Annotated in this window: 16 protein-coding genes and 2 pseudogenes; 8 read left to right on the forward strand and 10 right to left on the reverse strand. The window is 64.3% G+C overall.

Going from position 1 to position 15,373, the window contains the following annotated elements:
- The 5 genes from WAN02_RS11080 to WAN02_RS11100 all read left to right on the forward strand — a co-directional run.
- A partial coding sequence (locus tag WAN02_RS11080) for an SDR family oxidoreductase (RefSeq protein WP_422264228.1) occupies positions 1-161 on the forward strand: 161 nt, incomplete at its 5' end.
- 13 nt (positions 162-174) lie between these two features.
- Positions 175-1,272: a saccharopine dehydrogenase NADP-binding domain-containing protein gene (locus WAN02_RS11085; RefSeq protein WP_422264212.1), complete on the forward strand. Its 1,098-nt coding sequence runs from the start codon at positions 175-177 to the stop codon at positions 1,270-1,272.
- Positions 1,269-1,712, forward strand: a complete 444-nt coding sequence (locus WAN02_RS11090; RefSeq protein ID WP_422264213.1) for an SRPBCC family protein — start codon at positions 1,269-1,271, stop codon at positions 1,710-1,712. Before WAN02_RS11085 ends, WAN02_RS11090 begins: the two co-directional genes overlap by 4 nt.
- Before the next feature lie 14 nt (positions 1,713-1,726).
- The gene (locus WAN02_RS11095; protein ID WP_422264214.1) at positions 1,727-3,061 is read left to right on the forward strand and encodes a hypothetical protein; all 1,335 of its coding nucleotides are present in this window, start codon (positions 1,727-1,729) and stop codon (positions 3,059-3,061) included.
- A complete protein-coding gene (locus WAN02_RS11100) occupies positions 3,058-3,768 on the forward strand; it encodes a hypothetical protein (protein ID WP_422264215.1) in 711 nt (236 codons plus the stop codon). The genes WAN02_RS11095 and WAN02_RS11100 overlap by 4 nt, the downstream gene beginning before the upstream one ends.
- A 630-nt stretch (positions 3,769-4,398) precedes the next feature.
- On the opposite strand, the gene WAN02_RS11105 is transcribed toward WAN02_RS11100, so the two are convergent.
- Positions 4,399-4,569: a hypothetical protein gene (locus WAN02_RS11105; RefSeq protein ID WP_422264216.1), complete on the reverse strand. Its 171-nt coding sequence runs from the start codon at positions 4,567-4,569 to the stop codon at positions 4,399-4,401.
- A 163-nt stretch (positions 4,570-4,732) separates the two neighbouring features.
- Positions 4,733-5,377 carry a TetR/AcrR family transcriptional regulator gene (locus WAN02_RS11110; RefSeq protein WP_422264217.1) on the reverse strand — a complete coding sequence of 215 codons (645 nt, stop codon included), beginning with the start codon at positions 5,375-5,377 and terminating at the stop codon, positions 4,733-4,735.
- Between the two features lie 396 nt (positions 5,378-5,773).
- On the opposite strand from WAN02_RS11110, the gene WAN02_RS11115 reads away from it, so the two are divergent.
- From WAN02_RS11115 to WAN02_RS11125, 3 genes and pseudogenes are all read left to right on the forward strand, one after another.
- Positions 5,774-6,169 (forward strand): SDR family NAD(P)-dependent oxidoreductase, encoded by a 396-nt coding sequence (locus WAN02_RS11115; protein WP_422264218.1) that lies wholly within the window; start codon positions 5,774-5,776, stop codon positions 6,167-6,169.
- Between the two features lie 369 nt (positions 6,170-6,538).
- On the forward strand, positions 6,539-6,772 hold the full coding sequence (locus tag WAN02_RS11120; RefSeq protein ID WP_422264219.1) for a hypothetical protein: 234 nt from the start codon (positions 6,539-6,541) through the stop codon (positions 6,770-6,772).
- Between the two features lie 171 nt (positions 6,773-6,943).
- A pseudogene (locus WAN02_RS11125) lies at positions 6,944-7,228 on the forward strand (NAD-binding protein); the annotation flags it as partial.
- 18 nt (positions 7,229-7,246) lie between these two features.
- Here the strand turns inward: WAN02_RS11125 and WAN02_RS11130 are convergent.
- The 8 genes and pseudogenes from WAN02_RS11130 to WAN02_RS11165 form a co-directional block, all read right to left on the reverse strand.
- Positions 7,247-8,341, reverse strand: a complete 1,095-nt coding sequence (locus WAN02_RS11130; RefSeq protein WP_422264220.1) for a Rieske 2Fe-2S domain-containing protein — start codon at positions 8,339-8,341, stop codon at positions 7,247-7,249.
- Positions 8,338-9,333 (reverse strand): PDR/VanB family oxidoreductase, encoded by a 996-nt coding sequence (locus WAN02_RS11135; RefSeq protein WP_422264221.1) that lies wholly within the window; start codon positions 9,331-9,333, stop codon positions 8,338-8,340. Before WAN02_RS11135 ends, WAN02_RS11130 begins: the two co-directional genes overlap by 4 nt.
- Before the next feature lie 59 nt (positions 9,334-9,392).
- A complete protein-coding gene (locus tag WAN02_RS11140) occupies positions 9,393-10,850 on the reverse strand; it encodes an aldehyde dehydrogenase (RefSeq protein ID WP_422264222.1) in 1,458 nt (485 codons plus the stop codon).
- A gap of 15 nt (positions 10,851-10,865) precedes the next feature.
- Positions 10,866-12,197 (reverse strand): cytochrome P450, encoded by a 1,332-nt coding sequence (locus WAN02_RS11145; RefSeq protein ID WP_422264223.1) that lies wholly within the window; start codon positions 12,195-12,197, stop codon positions 10,866-10,868.
- 181 nt (positions 12,198-12,378) lie between these two features.
- Entirely contained in the window at positions 12,379-12,708 is a 330-nt protein-coding gene (locus tag WAN02_RS11150) for a hypothetical protein (RefSeq protein WP_422264225.1), read from the reverse strand.
- Between the two features lie 57 nt (positions 12,709-12,765).
- Positions 12,766-14,181 carry a wax ester/triacylglycerol synthase domain-containing protein gene (locus WAN02_RS11155; protein ID WP_422264226.1) on the reverse strand — a complete coding sequence of 472 codons (1,416 nt, stop codon included), beginning with the start codon at positions 14,179-14,181 and terminating at the stop codon, positions 12,766-12,768.
- Positions 14,174-15,106, reverse strand: coding sequence for an alpha/beta fold hydrolase (locus tag WAN02_RS11160; protein ID WP_422264227.1), 933 nt, complete (start codon positions 15,104-15,106; stop codon positions 14,174-14,176). The genes WAN02_RS11155 and WAN02_RS11160 overlap by 8 nt, the downstream gene beginning before the upstream one ends.
- A 52-nt stretch (positions 15,107-15,158) precedes the next feature.
- Positions 15,159-15,373 (reverse strand): annotated as a pseudogene (locus WAN02_RS11165) (NAD(P)-dependent alcohol dehydrogenase); the annotation flags it as partial.

Raw genomic sequence — 15,373 nt, forward strand, 5'->3', positions numbered from 1 at the left:
CCGGTTCGTCGGCGCAGACCTACTTCGAGCAGAAGCAGGGCAGGCTGGGCCAGCCTGACGACATCGCCAAGGTGGTGCTGCACTTGGCCTCCGACGACGCCGGGTGGGTCACAGGCGTGGCCTACACCGTCGACGGCGGACTGATGGCCGCGTCGATCTGATGGCACGCCACTCATGACACGCATCGTCCTGCTCGGCGCCACCGGTTACACCGGCCGGTTAATCGCGCAGCGGCTCGCGACCGGTCAGACCGAGACCGTGCTGGCCGGCCGCTCCGGGTCCGCACTCGCCGAGCTGGCCGACGAGCTGGGCGGCAGCTGCACGACCGCGGTGGTGCGCCTGGATCATCCGCGCACGATCACCGCGCTGCTAAAACCCGGTGATGTGCTCGCGAGCACCGTCGGTTCGTTCATCAAGGTCGGCGATATCGCGCTGACGGCCGCGATCGAAACCGGCGCCCATTATCTGGACACCACCGGCGAGGCGCCGTTCGTGCGGCGGGTGTTCTCCGATCCGGCCGCGACCACCGCCAGGGGCGCGCTCGTCACTGCGATGGGGTTCAACTACGCGCCGGGCAATCTGGCCGGTGCGCTGGCGATCGAGCGCGGCAACGAGCACGACGTCGTCGACCGCGTCGATATCGGCTACTTCCTGACCGGTTCGACCCAGGGCGCGCTCAGCGGCGGAACCGTGGCGTCCGCGGTGGGTGTGTTGATGTCGCCGGGCTTCACGTGGCGGGACGGCCGGCTGCTCACCGAACGCTGCGGCGCGCGCACCCGATCCTGGGAGGTCGCCGGCCACCGGGTACCGGCGATGACGCTGGGATCCTCGGAGGCGATCACTCTGCCGCTGAGCTATCCGGGGCTGGCCACCGTCGACGTCTACCAGGGCGGGCTCGGCTCGGCGACCCCGGTGGTGGCCCAGGTCAGCCGGCTGGCCCCGATACCCGGCGCCGCCAGGGTGCTCGGCGCCCTCAACGGCATCGTCGCCCGCGGCTCGACCGGTGGGCCCGACGCCGCGACCCTTGCCAGGGCGGGCACTCACGTTGCGGCCCTGGCGTATTCGCGGTCGGGCCATGTGCTCGCCGAAGTGGTGCTGCGCGGACCGAACGTCTACGACCTGACCGCAGATCTGACCGCCTGGGGGGCTCAGCGCGCCGCCTGCGGCATGGTCACCGGCTCGGGCGCACTGGGACCGGTGCAGGCCTTCGGACTCAAGGAACTTTACGCCGGCCACCTCGCCGCGGGCATGGTCGAACAGAAGCAACCATGATCAGTTTCACCCTGACCCGCACCACCACTGCGCCGATCGAGGCCGTCTTCGACCGCCTGACCGACCACGCGGCCTACAAGGAGATGTCGGCGATGCGGATCTCTGTCGTGGAGAAGCCTGGCAGCCCGGACCCCAACGGCCTGGGTGCGATCAGGCGTGTCGGACTCATCGGTCCAACGCAGACCGAGGAGGTCACCGTCTTCGAGCGACCCACCCGGTTCGTCTACGCCCTGCGGTCCGGCCTACCGGTCCGCGATCACACAGGCACCGTCGACCTGGTGGCGGTACCGACCGGAACGCACATCACCTACACGGTCAAGTCCACCCCGGCCCTGCCGATACCCGGCCTCGGGCTGGTCCTCGGCCTGGCGCTCAAACAAGGAATCTCAGGCCTGCTCGACGGAATCGTGCGGGCCGCAGAACGTCCACCCAACGATTAGGAGACAGATAGCCCATGTCCGATTTGGTTTTCGACAAGTCAGAGTTGCAAGAACTGGCCACCGCCCCGGGCGATCGCGCCGCGGCCGCACTCGACCGCGGCGACCTCGCCGGAGCCCGCGAGATCGCCGCGGCCTCGGTTGATCTGCACTTCTCCACCCGCGATATCTACACGCTGTGGAACACGTTGACTTTGGGATACATCGAGCGTGAGTTCGGCGCCGAGGCGCTGGAGACGTCGGTGCCCGCATCCCTGCGGACCATCGCCCGTCCCTGGGCCGAATGGTTCCGTAACGGCGTCTCGCGGGAAGCCGTGCAGTCCATCGCGATGATTTTCCGGATGGACGGCGCGCAGCTCGCCGCGTTCGAGGAGGACGCCGACACGATCGTGCTCGTCTCGCCGCAGTGGGCGGGCAACCGGGCCGACGAGATCCCCGGCACGGGCGACCTGCGCGTGTTCAGCACCGCCATCGAGCGGTTGTGCTGTGAGTGGCTGGGCTACCCGCCGTTCGTCTTCGCCGACGGCCAAGGCGGCGAGCCGCTGCGCCTGACGATCTACAAGAACCCTCTCGACGTTCCCACTCAGGTCTTCGAGCGTCTCGGCGTCGAGCGTGACGTCGCCCGCATCGGCGCGGCTTTCGACGTCTCCGGCGCGCTGCTGTTCGACGCCGACGAGCGCGAGGCCATGCGCTTTCAGGCCTGCGCGCTGGCGGTGAAGGCCCTCGACGCCGGTGACGTGGACCGCGCCCGTCGTCACCTGATGCTCTCGAAGACGGAGTGGTACCTGGGGCATCACTTCGGCCGCGACCTGATCACCGCGCAGACTGGCTGGATCCTGGAGACCCACGGCGTGCAGCACTGCTGGGACTCGGTGGAGCAGTGCTACAACCTGCCCACGATGGGCGCGGTGCTCGGCCAGATCGACGCGATGCCCTACCGCGACCAGGTGCAGTGGCTGGCCACGCTGTTCCACCAGCACGGCATGAAATACGAGCTGCTCGAGGACGAGGCCGGATTCTGCTTCGACACCAAGCCCTGCGGCAGCGGTGGCCGGCTCATCGAGGAGGGCGCCTACGCGGAGCCCAAGAACCTGCCAATGGTCAAGGGACCCACCGTCGAGAGCTTCGGCGTCGACGCGATGCCGGTCTACTGCATGCACTGCCCGGGCACCAACAAGTACGTGCTGGAGAACGGCGGCCCTTACTTCCTGCTCGTCGAGCCGGGCATCAAGGACGGCCACATCACCGGGCACTGCCGGTTCAACATCTATAAGTCCGAGGACGGCGTCCCGCAGGACGTCTACGACCGGGTGGGCGTCAAGCGCCCGAACCTGCTGGCGGGAGCGCGATGAGCGCGGTCAATCAGCGCTGGATGGCCTGGGGCGGCATCGTGAGCATGGTCATCCTGCTGATCGGTATGTGGGTGATGGCCGGCTTCGTCCCACCGCCGGGGCCGAACAAATCGATGCAGGAGATCGTCCAGATTTACGTCGACCGCAACACCCGGATCAAGTTCGGCATCATCGTGGCCGGTGCCGGTGTCACACTGCTGGCGCCGTGGTCGGCGGCGCTCTCGATTCAGATGCGCCGCATCGAGGGCGAGCTCGCGCCGCTGGCATTGAGCCAGGCGCTACTGGGCGTGATGCTGCTGGTCGAGTTCTACATCCCCTGCATCATGTGGGAGGCCGCCGCGTTCCGGCCTAAGATCGATCCCGGCTTCACCTACCGCATTCACGACCTGGCGTCGATCATGTTCATCGCACTGCCGTGGACCGGCATGCTTCAGGCGATCCTGCTGGGCGTGGCGATCCTGCAGGACCGTCGCGAAACCCCGGTGTTCCCGAGATGGGTGGCGTACCTGAGCTTCTGGTCTGCACTGTGCTTTCTGCCCGGCGGCCTGAACTGCCTCGCGAAAACGGGCGTGCTGGCCTGGAACGGACTACTGGCCTGGTGGCTGGGGTTGGCGATCTTCGGCGGCTGGATCTTCGCGATATCGGTGTGCCTGGTGAAGTACGCCATCCCACACCAAGAGGCCGAGGAAGCGCAGCGAACGAGTTAAGTCAGTTGGCGTGCTGCCCGATTCGAGCGTCTCTGGGTTCATGACCCATTTCTCCACGCAGAGGTCCAGGTCATTCATCCCTTCGTTATTGCAGTTCGCGCACACGGACTTGGTTGTAAGACCGAAAAGCGGGTCGCTGCGCGCCCGTTCGGTGCCGCCAGCCTTGACCTGGTAGAGCTGGCGCTTGCCCTGCGGGATGACGAGCATGACCTTCCAGGGAGATCTGAATATGTGTTCAACCGTCAGAGGTTTCCCGCCGCAGACGATGCATCCCCGCAGCCTTGCTCACTCATGCGCGGCCCGCAACGACTATCGGACGGGTGCCAACATCTGTATCGACACAACCCGATCCGGCGCATAGGGGGCAGGACTCAGCGCAAACCGAGACGACACCGGCCGATGCAAACCTTGCAGCGGAGCTGATTGCATCGGGAGTTACAACACAGCCCGTCGAGACCGCGATCGCGGTGCTGGGCACTCCTCCCGCGCGATGGCGTATGTGGCGATGACCCGCGGCCGTCAGTCGAACGAAGCGTTCCTCTACCAACCCGTCACCGGTGAGGCCGACCACCAACACACCCCGCCGATCACCGACCCCGAGACCCACCTGCTGCGCCGCCGCGGCAACACCTACAGCGCCGCGCACCACTTCCGGCAATCCTGGGCCACGACGACCGCCCCCGCACGATGCCTGATCACTTCCAACGCACGCCACCAGAGCACCTGCCCGCCGAGGTCGCAGACCTGCTCTCCCGGCAACGCCACCGCCGCACCGCCCGCCACGAGGTCTGGCGCGAACACCGCAACTGGGCCAAGTCGCTCCCCACCAGCTACGAGCAGCTGCTCATGTCGTCCGTAGCATCAGCGTCGATCGTGACGCAGGTGGCCTCGAAATTTGACCCTCGGAATGCGAAGTCGATACTTCGGTCGGTTGGGAATGCGCCGTCCGAGACGGGCAAGTGGGCTATCTTCTGAGGATTCTGCGGAGGCCGGCAAGGTACTGATCCTCGGTGATCTCGGCACCCAACTGTCCGGAAATGCGTGCTACATGTGGAAATTCGGCTTCGTCCAACTCATGAGTCCAGGCTGCGCGTGGTCGCTCGGTGCCTGCCCGGGTCTCGACGATCGCGAACAGAGCGAAGCCCAGAGTGTAGGTGGCGAGCGTGCGCTGCAGGTCGAACGCTTCTTCTGCAGTGAAACCCACCCTGTCGAGCCGGTCCAGCACGTATTCGACGATCTCCGCCTGCGCATGGCCGAATACCGGCTGCTCGGCGATGGCTTGGGTGACATTGCGGTGGTCGAGAAAACGTCGGTAGATCGCCAGGAAGACCGTCTCCAGTGCAGTGTCCCAGCGCCGCCGCAGGTCAAACGATGGCAGATTCTCCAGCAGCAGGTCGGGGAGCATGGCTACGATCGCGTCTTTGGACTCGGCATAGCCATAGATAGTCATGGGTCCGACTCCGAGTTCGCGTGCAAGCCGCGCGATTGTCAGCGCCGCGGCTCCCTCTGCGTCCACCAATTCGAAGGCTGCGCGAGCTACGCGCTCGCTGGTGAGCAGCGCCGGTCTGCCGGGCCGGCGGCGCCCGCCGTTGTCAGCGTGCTCGGTCACGCCACGCGGCCACCCGCTCGGCGTTTTGTGCGGGAGTCGAGCCATAGGCGACGATCTCGTCGGCGCGCGCATCGATGAACCGCTGCAGGTTGCTCACACACTCGTGACCGTACCGATCGCGCTGCAGTCCCAGATGTATTCGTCGGGAATCACGCTGGCGACAGCTTCGGCCTGGCGACCTCGGTTTCGAGTCGATATCGCACCGCCTTCGCGTAGGGCTGCTGTGAACCAGGCGGGAGTGAGGTCCTGTGTCGAATCAGCTAGCACGGCCTCCACGGCACAACTCCTTCTGCCAAATCCGGTCTTCGGTGAACGGGTTTTCCGCATGCTATACGGAAACATTTTGTTTTCGTATAGCTTCCGGATAAGTCCGTCAACGTTGAGGAGTAGCAGCACATGACAATTCATGAAGGTCAAGTTGTCGTCATGACCGGCGGGGCCAGCGGAATTCGACGTGCGATCGCCGAGCGGTTCGCCGCGGCCGGAGCATCCGTTGTCGTGGCTGACCTCGACGAAATCGGTGCCAAGACAGTCGCCGCCGACATCGGGCCCAGTGCTAGGCCGATCGGTTGTGACGTCGCCGACGAGGCCCAGGTCGATGCCGCAGCAGATCGCATGCCGCAATCAGCAGCCCGGACATCAGGTGGCGATGCACTGTTCGTGAGCGAGGACTCCGCAGCAGCCGCGGAGGGACGTTTACTGGGCTGGGGCGAATTTCACAAAGGGCCCGTGGCTGGGCTGGATCAGCCGGCTGGTGGCCCGTTACCGGCTGGAAGGCGAGGATGCGTTTGAGCCGCGGTCTCGCCGCCCACACACCAGCCGTTTCATGCTTAATGGACGCGTGTTTGGACACGTTAGGTCTGCTTAGCACCGCTAAGCACCTTGTGTGGACGGTACGTTGGCCGATGGGATTAGTGTCGCCCGGCCGAGGCGGCGCGCGGCGGCGCGGCGGCTCGTCGACTTGGGGATGTCTGGACCGAATACCTGTCGCGTTGCCGCGGAGCTGACGCCGCACCGTAGGAACTACCGGCCAACCGCCGCTGCTGCGCCGCTAGCCGAGTCGGCGTTCGAGTTCAGTTGAGGGTTAATCCTGCGCGGCAGTGCGTTAATGCGGTTGCGGGGGACTGCTGCCAGTGGCCGCTAGTCCGATATATTGCCGACGTGTGGGAACCCGTGGTGATCGAAACCGATGGTGATGGTGGGGTGGTGCTGCCCAACCACCCATATACGCGGTACTTGATGCGGGAGAACGAGGATGGCAGCATCCTTCTCCAGCCGCCGACGTTGCCAGCCTTGGCCCAACATGAGTTTGCATCGATCCCCGAGCTGCAGGATCTCCTGGCGGCAGCGGCGGCGGCGCCCACTACCCGCCGAGCCCGCGACGATCGAGTCTGATAATTAAAGCTTCATCACGATACGAGCTGATCGATCGCCTCTAATCGATCGAGTTCCAGACACATCAGCAGATCGCGGCCTCGCCACCAGCGGCCAGAGAAGCCATCATCGCCGAGGCTCGCGCCTGGGCGGTGGCGACGCATGCAGAGTTCGCTGTCGCTGTCTGGCCGAAAGCTCGGGCTGTCGGCACAGTCGCTGTTCGACGTGATCACCGGCGCGACCGGGAACTGCTGCCCGGTGCCCGGCCCGGTGCCGACCTCGCCGGCCAACAACGACTTCACACCTGGTTTCGCCACCGCGCTGATGAACAAGGATCTCGGGCTGGCGATGGATGCGGTCAGATCGACCGGCTCAGCCGCGCCACTGGGTAGCCACGCCGCCGACATCTACGCGAATTTCGCAACGGCCAACGCCGACAAGGACTTCAGCGCCATCATCGAAATGCTCCGCGGTTGAGGTGAATTGGCGGGCTCCTCAACCCTTTGCGGATTGAAGCGGACTCAGCGAGTCCTTCCTGCTGCTCGGGGCGAGACCGGGGCGTATCGTCGACCGGCCCGCTTCTTTCGCCAACATGACCCCAACGATGCGACGCGCGCGCAAGGCAGCGGCGTCCGCCTGAAACTCCACGCCGCCTCTCCAACCGTCGTAGCCCGAGTGATTTGACGCCATCTCGAGGATGGCGGTATCGCGTTGAGAAACCTCAGCCAGGAACGATGCGAGCCGAGCGGTCACCGCATCACTATCGAGTCTGTAGTCACGCGATCCCTGCATGAACACATGAGTCGAAGTCTCCGTTTCGGGAGTAATGGCGTGAGTTCGGGTGGTGGTGTAAAACTCGCCATCGGCAGCGGTGATCTCCCAATATTGGCGGTGCACAGCCGGAGAGACGAACGTACCGCTCTCGCGACGCTTATAAGTAAGCCCGCGGTCGAGCCCGGTGGCGTCGGCCTCCCAGTCCGTGAGCTGAGCATCCGGTAGGAGTCGAGTGTAGGACACAGTGGTTTCGGTGACTTCAACGTCGTTGAAGGCCGGCATGCTACTGATCTCCTCAGGCACGTCACGCCTGTGGAGGATCGGAGCATAGCTGAAGTCCAGGTAATGTTCATGCACCATCATGTAATTGGCGTTCACCTGCCAGGTGCTCGCGAACGTCGCCCACCCAGGGTCGTTGATCCACCTCATGTGCGGCGGTTGGCTGCCCGCGGCGGCCGCAGGTGGTCCTAGCCAGATCCAGATGAATGGTGGCTGCTCGAGAACAGGGAAGGCCCGAACCCTCATGCCCGTCGGGACTTGGGGTTGGGCGGGCGTGTAAACGCACTTGCCGTCAGTATCGTAGGTGCATCCGTGGTAACCGCACACCAGTTGATCGCCTTGGACCGTGCTATGCGACAGCGGGAATGCCCGGTGCGCACAACGATTTTCGAATGCGTTGACGTGTCCGTTGCCGCTACGCCACAGCACGACTTCCTCGCCGAGCAGGCGACGCCCGAGCGGCGATGCCCCGATCTCGTCGGAGGTGGCCGCGACGTACCAGCACTTCCGTGGGTAATTGGTCTTAACGGTCTTCACAGGTCTAGCACCAGCCTTTCGGTGCGAGAACGCGACACGCAGATCAACATGACTTCGCCGGCAGCTTTCTCGGCATCGGTGAGCACCGAGTCGCGGTGGTCGGGTGTTCCCTCCAGAACCCTCGCTTCGCACGTACCGCAGACACCTTCGTAGCAGCTACCGAGAATTGGAATGCCCTCTTCCTCAAGGACTTCCAAAATTGACTGGTCCGACGTTATCTCGAAGTTCGACCCTGACCGCTGGCATACAACCTCGAACTGGTCGAGCGCTTCGGCCGCCTCCTCAGCGGTCGGCGCTTTGGCGGCGAACCGCTCGATATGAAGGATCCCCGCCGGCCAGTGAGTGGAGTGCTGCTCGACCGCAGACAATAATGCCTCGGGTCCACAGCAGTACACCAAGGTATTGTCTTCGGGCTCTTTGAAAAGCGATTCCAGGTCGAGAAGACCGCGTTCGTCCTGTGGCCACACGGTTACCCGCTCGGCATAGCGGTTGGCGAGGTCCTCCGCGAAGGCCATGGAGGCCTTGGTCCGTCCGCCATACAGCAATGTCCAGTCACCCCCTGCTCGCTGCACGGCTTCGAGCATCGCCAAGATCGGTGTGATACCGATGCCCCCTGCGATGAACCGATAATGTGGTGCATCAACTAACGGAAAATGGTTGCGCGGGCCTCGTACTCGCACCGTGGCACCTTCGTTGAGAATGTCGTGAACGTAGCGCGAGCCGCCGCGACTGTTGGGATCGAGCAAGACTCCAATGCGCCACAGACTCGAATCGTGGGGGTCACCGCACAGCGAGTATTGGCGCGTTAACCCGTCGTCGAGGATTAAGTCGATATGGGCTCCCGGTTCCCAGCGCGGCAGGTCTTCGTTTTCTGGATGGGCAAGGTCGAGCACCACGACGCCTCCTGCCGGTGTGCTACGGCGTCGAACGATCAAATCTGATGTGAACTCATGTACGTTGGCACCGGGCGTGGTGATGGCGGGCGCAGACATTGTTGACTTGCTCCGATCGTGGCACGAAATCAGTTCGACGCCAGTCGTATTGCCTGCGCTTAACCAGCGCTCGGCGGGGGCGGCAGGTAGATGGTCTTGTACACCTGAAACGCATTCAGCCCTTCCGGACCCAATTCGCGTCCCATGCCGCTTTGCTTGATACCGCCGAACGGGGCGACAGGGTCATTGACGTAGTGATTGACCCCGACCGTTCCCGAGCGAACGCGGCGGGCGACGTTGGTCGCGCGTTCGGGATCTGATGACCACACCGAGCCACCTAGCCCGTAGATACTGTCGTTGGCGATCGCAACGGCTTCGCGCTCGTCGGAGTAGGGAATCAGCGACAGCACCGGCCCGAAGATTTCTTCGCGCGCCACGGTCGCGTTGTTGTCCAAGTCGGCAAAGATTGTGGGTTCCAGGAACCACCCTCGGTCAAATGGGCGCGAACCGCCGGTGGTCATTCGGGCGCCCTCGCTCTTGCCCTTGGCGATGTAGCCTTCGACGCGCTCGCGCTGACGCTGAGAAACCAGCGGGCCGATCTTAGTCTCAGGATCGAGCGGATCGCCCACTTTCAGTGAGCGCGCCAAATCGGTAATGGTGTCAACGATTTCGGTGTATCTGCTGCGGGGAGCCAGGACCCGGGTGTTGAGCCAACAGATTTGACCGTTGTTGAGCAGCGTGCACCCAAAGAAGGACTCGATGGAGGCTGCCAGGTCGACGTCGTCGAGGATGACGGCCGCGGACTTGCCGCCGAGTTCGAGGGTGACCGGTCGCAATAGACGCCCGCACGCTTCGGCGATCCAACGGCCCGCGACGGTGGAGCCGGTGAACGACACCTTGTCGACGCCTGGGTGCTCGACGAGGTACGCGCCCACTTCGCGACCCCCGGGAACAACGTTGACGACGCCGTCGGGTAGACCTGCCGCGGCTGCGGCCTCGGCCATCAGGAACGCGTCGAGCACGGTTTCCTCGGCCGGTTTGAGGACAACCGTGCAGCCGGCGGCCAGCGCAGGTGCGAGTTTGAGGAACGTAATCCCCTGGGGGACATTCCAGGGCACGATCGCACCGACGACGCCGACAGGCTCCTTGGACACCAGCGAAACGCCGCCGAGCATGCCGGCACGTGACTCCTCAACGGGTGCGCTCGTCATCAGGTCGCTGTAGTAACGCACCAGCAGCGGTGGGAAGCCAGCCTCGAACTGATGCGCAAGCCAGATCGGCATCCCGTTCTGCATCGACACCCGTCTTGCAGTTTCAGCTCCGCGGGCTTCCAGTTCCACCGCGAATCGTTCGAGGACATCGGCGCGTTCCTTGGGATCCCAAGTCGACCAGCCGTCGGGGGCATCGAACGCCGTCCTGGCTGCTGCGACAGCAGAGTCGATATCGGATTCGGTGCCCCTGGGTACCGAACCGATGCGCTGCTCGGTGGCCGGAGAATGGACGCCGATGGTGTCATGGCCAGCTGGCGCGGTCCACGTGCCGCCGATGTAGAGCTGCGGATAATCGATTGTGGTCATGGAGATCTCGCCTGTTCAGGAGATTGTGATCTTGGCGGGCAAGTGTTTTAGGCCGCCGACAAAGTTGGTCTGCGTGACACTGCCGGGTCCGCGGATCTCGATCGATTCCACACGGGGCAGCAGTTCTTCGAACATCACCTTCAGTTCTTGCTTCGCAAGGTGCTGGCCGACGCAGGTATGCGCGCCGAAGCCGAACGCCAGGTGGTTGTTGGGCTTGCGATCGATGTCGAATTCGTCGGGGTGGTCGAAGACGTCCTCGTCGCGGCAGCCCGACTGGAAGAGCGGCATCACCCGGTCACCGGCCTTGATGGTCTGTCCCCGCAACGTGTGGTCCTTCAGCGCGACGCGCATGAAGTGTTTGACCGGTGCCACATATCGCAAGCCCTCCTGGATGAGGTCGGGCACTAGACTCGGGTCCGCTTTGACCCGGGCCAGGACATCGGGGTTCTCGGCCAAAGCTTTCAGTGTGCCGGCCAGGGTTGCTGAGGTGGTGTCGTGACCTGCGGTGAAGATCGCCGTGTACCAGCCGTACACGAAGGACTTGGGCCAGTACTCACCGTCGGCTAGCTTTGCGCACGCGACCACCGTGGCCAGGTCGTCGCGAGGATTGGCGCGGCGGTCTTCGGCCAAGGTGTCGAAGTAGGCGAAGTAGTCCTGGATGGTGGCGGCGAACTGTTGGGCCATCGCCTCCGGGGTCAGGGCCTCGACGTCTTCGCGCTGATGCTCGGGATCGGCGGTGCCGAAGAACTCCTGGGTGAGCGCCATCATCCGCGGCTCGTCCTCGGGCGGCACCCCTAGCAGCGTCATTATCACGTGCAGCGGGAAGCCCAGCGCCCAGTCGTCGACGAGGTCGATTTCTCCGCGAGCCGAGAGCTTTTTGAGATGGTCGATGGACTCTCCGGCGAGCTGGCGCATCTGGTCTTCCAATTTTCTGACCGACGGCGGCTTGAAATAGTTGAAGGCCATGTTTTTGGCCTGGGTGTGCTCGGGTGGGTCTATGTAGGGGAGTGCGTCCAGGATGCGCAAGCTACCCCCGAGGAGTTGCTTGGTGAACGCGTCACCCGCGGCGTTCTGCAAGATCGGGTTGTGCGAACCGGGGCTGTCTACGCCGCCGCCGGCCGCGAAGACCTCCGACAGACTTTCGACCTCCTGAATGTCAGCGTGCTTGGTGACCAGCCAGATGGGGTCGTAGCCCTCGACTACCGCCTTCGCCACGGGCATGTTGTTGCGCATCCATTTGTAAGCGTCATACAACGCCGCGAGGTCGGCATGGCCCTCGGGCAGGACAAGCTGCCGGGCGATTTTTTCGGGAAGAACTGCCGGTTCGGCTTGCTGCGCGGTCGTCATGGACGTCCTCTTTCTGTGTTCTTGGGTGCCCGTACCGCCTCGTTACACCGGACGAGGGGTCCTGGTGATTCAAGTCTCACTGCGCGTGCCTTCTTTGTGCGTCACCATGACGGGGGGTCATCTCTCCCGCGTTAGGGGTAATCGGTGCTTGTCGACATTCAAATACGCAGTTCGGAGCCGCTCAGTCGGCCGGGCACCCGTCGTTTATCCACTGCTCGATGGCCTTGATTTCATCCGCCGGCATGGGATCGAGGTATGCGGGCATGGCGGGCGTCACGGCTCCCGCTGGAGGGTCGTCCAGGTCCGAGCCAAATGGTGCTTCGCCTTTCAGCGACAACACCAGATTTGAGTTCGCCCCATCGCCGAGGCTCACGAGTCTGCGTCCGCCGACCTTCATGTCGACAAAGCGGTCTCGAGTGACGCCACGCCAGAAGGGACCGTGCGAGGCGACGTCGGCCTCTGGTCCGCCAACCGACTTATCAAGGATTGCGACGACGTCATCAAATTTCATGATTTAAGTCCTTCCGCCACTTGTGATTGTTCGTTCATCCGGCTGCACGCACTCGCTTCAAGTGGTCCCCGCGAGGGAAACCACCTCGTCGAAACCTTCGCGTAGGCAACTTGAGAATGCTGCTGCGTCGACGATGGCGTCTGGATCAAAGTTGACTGCGATGCAACAGGTTCCGTCGTAAGTCAACATCGCCACCATGGCGGGGATGCCGGGACGGGGTCCCACGGGGTATACCCGCGTCACCCGTGCACCTGCCAGATACAGCGGACGACCGATCGCGCCCAGGTTAGAAGCCTGCAGGTCCGAAAGTCCGGTCATCCCACCGGCGATGCGAGAGAGCACAATCCCCGGTAGGCGGCTCAACACCGGCGCGAGGAGATCGAGAAATCCGAGCGCGGGCTCCATGCGCGCATCGGCGATGAAGTCGTGGATGGCGGCGATACGAGTTGCGGGATCGACTTCACCGACCGGTGCGACAAATCGTGCGCCGGCGAACTTGTTGGCGCCCATCGGATCGGCGTCGGTGCGCAGGCTCACCGGTATCGCCACGGGCATGGAATCGACTGAAAGAGAAAGCTTTTCATGGTAGCGCCGTACCCCGCCGAGCAGACTAGCCAGGAATGCGTCGTTGACCGAACCTCCGGCAGCCCGGCCCGCCGCTTTCAGGTCATCGAACGCGACGTCGAAGGTGTCCAGCCGATAACCTGATCCACTGCCGGTCAGCGCCGGGGAATGGGGTGTGTCTGGCGGTGTCAGCACGCGCCGCAGCGACATCGCGAATTTAACGGCGTCGCTCGTTGTTCCGATGGGATCGCCGACAAACCGGCCGGCGAGGCGGACGGTCTCGCGCAGCGCGTCCGCGGGAGCACCGGCGATCTTGCCTGCCAACCGGTTTACCAGGAGGCCCTCCGGTGATTCCGCTCGTCGCGGCTCGGGCATCGGCCGGTCGTCGGCCGGTCCGGGATCCTGGCTGTGCCCGTGAGCCAGGTCCAGCAATTGCAGCAGACCGATTCCGTCGCTCAAACTGTGATGCGGCTTGAACAGGTAGGCGGCCCGACCTTCGGTTATGCCCAGCACTAGCAGCGCCTCCCAGGGTGGACGCTCGGGATCTAGCGGGCGCGCAGCGAATTGGGCTGCCAGATCGTGCAATTCGGCCATTGACCCGTCGCCCGGTAGCCGCACTCGCTGTAGGTGGTACTCGAGGTCGAAATGCGGGTCGGGTGACCATGCCGGTGCAACCAGGGGCACCGCCGGCTCGACGACCCGTTCCCGCAGCCGCGGCACTCGCTGGGTAAACCGATCATGGGCGGCCACCAATCGATCCCAGTCGGGCTCGGTGTCGAGCAACTCGACCATGACACCGGTCGACCGGGTTCGGTAGTCGCCACCGGTCCGCCACATCAATGCTTCCCACGCGCTGAGGTCTTGTCCCCCTCCCCACGAGGCAAGCGTGTCGTCGTCGGCGTTAGGCATGGTGATCGCCCATTTCGGTTGACACTGCTGGGTGGTCCACGGCGTTTGTCACTTCGAGTATCAGCCTCGCGACCGCGGCCGGGTCGTCGGACATCGGGACATGTCCAACGCCGTGAAGGTGGATCAGCTCCGCCCCGGGCAGCCGTTCTAGCATCGGCGCGCCGAAACCGTCGAACGGCAACACCCGGTCCTGGCCGGCCCACACCAGCCGGACGGGGTAGTCCCGAACAGCTGGCAGGGGCTTTACCTGCTGAATCGGGAATTCCCGAAGTAGGGGCGCGACTACCGGCGCCAGGCCCCCTGCCCGGATGGAAGCCGCCAGCGCTTCGGGTAGGACGCGATCCGGGTGCGCGACCTGACCGGCCAGCAGTGATCGGCGCAGCACCCCGTTTGCCGCGATCGCGTCGGCGCGTGACGCGTAGCGACTGAGCGCGCCGAGCGAGAGCCGTACCCCGGTTGCCCGTAACTCAATGCTGCGCTGTGAGCGCCAGGCCCCTGGGGGGCTGAATAACACCAGGGATCGCGCCCGCCCGCGGCGCGCGAGCTCGATTCCGATCCTCCCGCCCAGGGAATTGCCGGCTATGTGCACTTGCTGCAGACCCAGCTGGTCGAGATCGTCCTCGATGCGGTCGGTCAAGGCCTGGATCGAGGGCGCAGTTTGTGGATCCAGTGGCGGGCCGCCGCCGTGGCCGGGCAGCGTCAGCGCGATCACGTCATGGTGGGGTTCGAGATGTGCCAGTACTGGCGACCAGACCCGCCAGATGGCGCCGATGCCGTGTAGCAACAGCAGAGGCGTTCCGGTGCCACCGCGGTGGCTAGGGGTCAGTTCCAGCACGGGGATCATCGCGCGGGGTCGCCGGTGCTCGCGCCGGGCACGTGTAGCCACCGCGGCCACGGCGCTGCCGGCCAGGAGCGCAGTGGCCACGGTGGTTGCCCGTCGCCGCCTGTTGTTCGTCATTGTTGTCTCAGAACTCGAATCAGGGTGTCAGCACGGCCTTGAGGACCTCACCGCGGTGCTGGGCCTCGACCGCTTCGTTGATCTGGGCCAACGGCATCGTGGTGATCAGCTTGTCGAACGGGAACTTGCCGTCATCATGCAGAGCAAGCAAGTAGGGAATGAACGTCTGCGGGTCGGAATCGCCCTCGACGATGCCCCGGATGGTGAGTCCGAGCAGCGGCGGTTGGAATAGCC

It is taken from the genome of Mycobacterium sp., assembly GCF_049281135.1.
GTDB lineage: Bacteria > Actinomycetota > Actinomycetes > Mycobacteriales > Mycobacteriaceae > Mycobacterium.

Coding starts and splice junctions, on each gene's coding strand:
- WAN02_RS11085 (WP_422264212.1), top strand. CDS start 175: ATGACACGCATCGTCCTGCTCGGCGCCACCGGTTACACCGGCCGGTTA.
- WAN02_RS11090 (WP_422264213.1), top strand. CDS start 1,269: ATGATCAGTTTCACCCTGACCCGCACCACCACTGCGCCGATCGAGGCC.
- WAN02_RS11095 (WP_422264214.1), top strand. CDS start 1,727: ATGTCCGATTTGGTTTTCGACAAGTCAGAGTTGCAAGAACTGGCCACC.
- WAN02_RS11100 (WP_422264215.1), top strand. CDS start 3,058: ATGAGCGCGGTCAATCAGCGCTGGATGGCCTGGGGCGGCATCGTGAGC.
- WAN02_RS11115 (WP_422264218.1), top strand. CDS start 5,774: ATGACAATTCATGAAGGTCAAGTTGTCGTCATGACCGGCGGGGCCAGC.
- WAN02_RS11135 (WP_422264221.1), bottom strand. CDS start 9,333: ATGTCTGCGCCCGCCATCACCACGCCCGGTGCCAACGTACATGAGTTC.
- WAN02_RS11140 (WP_422264222.1), bottom strand. CDS start 10,850: ATGACCACAATCGATTATCCGCAGCTCTACATCGGCGGCACGTGGACC.
- WAN02_RS11145 (WP_422264223.1), bottom strand. CDS start 12,197: ATGACGACCGCGCAGCAAGCCGAACCGGCAGTTCTTCCCGAAAAAATC.
- WAN02_RS11150 (WP_422264225.1), bottom strand. CDS start 12,708: ATGAAATTTGATGACGTCGTCGCAATCCTTGATAAGTCGGTTGGCGGA.
- WAN02_RS11155 (WP_422264226.1), bottom strand. CDS start 14,181: ATGCCTAACGCCGACGACGACACGCTTGCCTCGTGGGGAGGGGGACAA.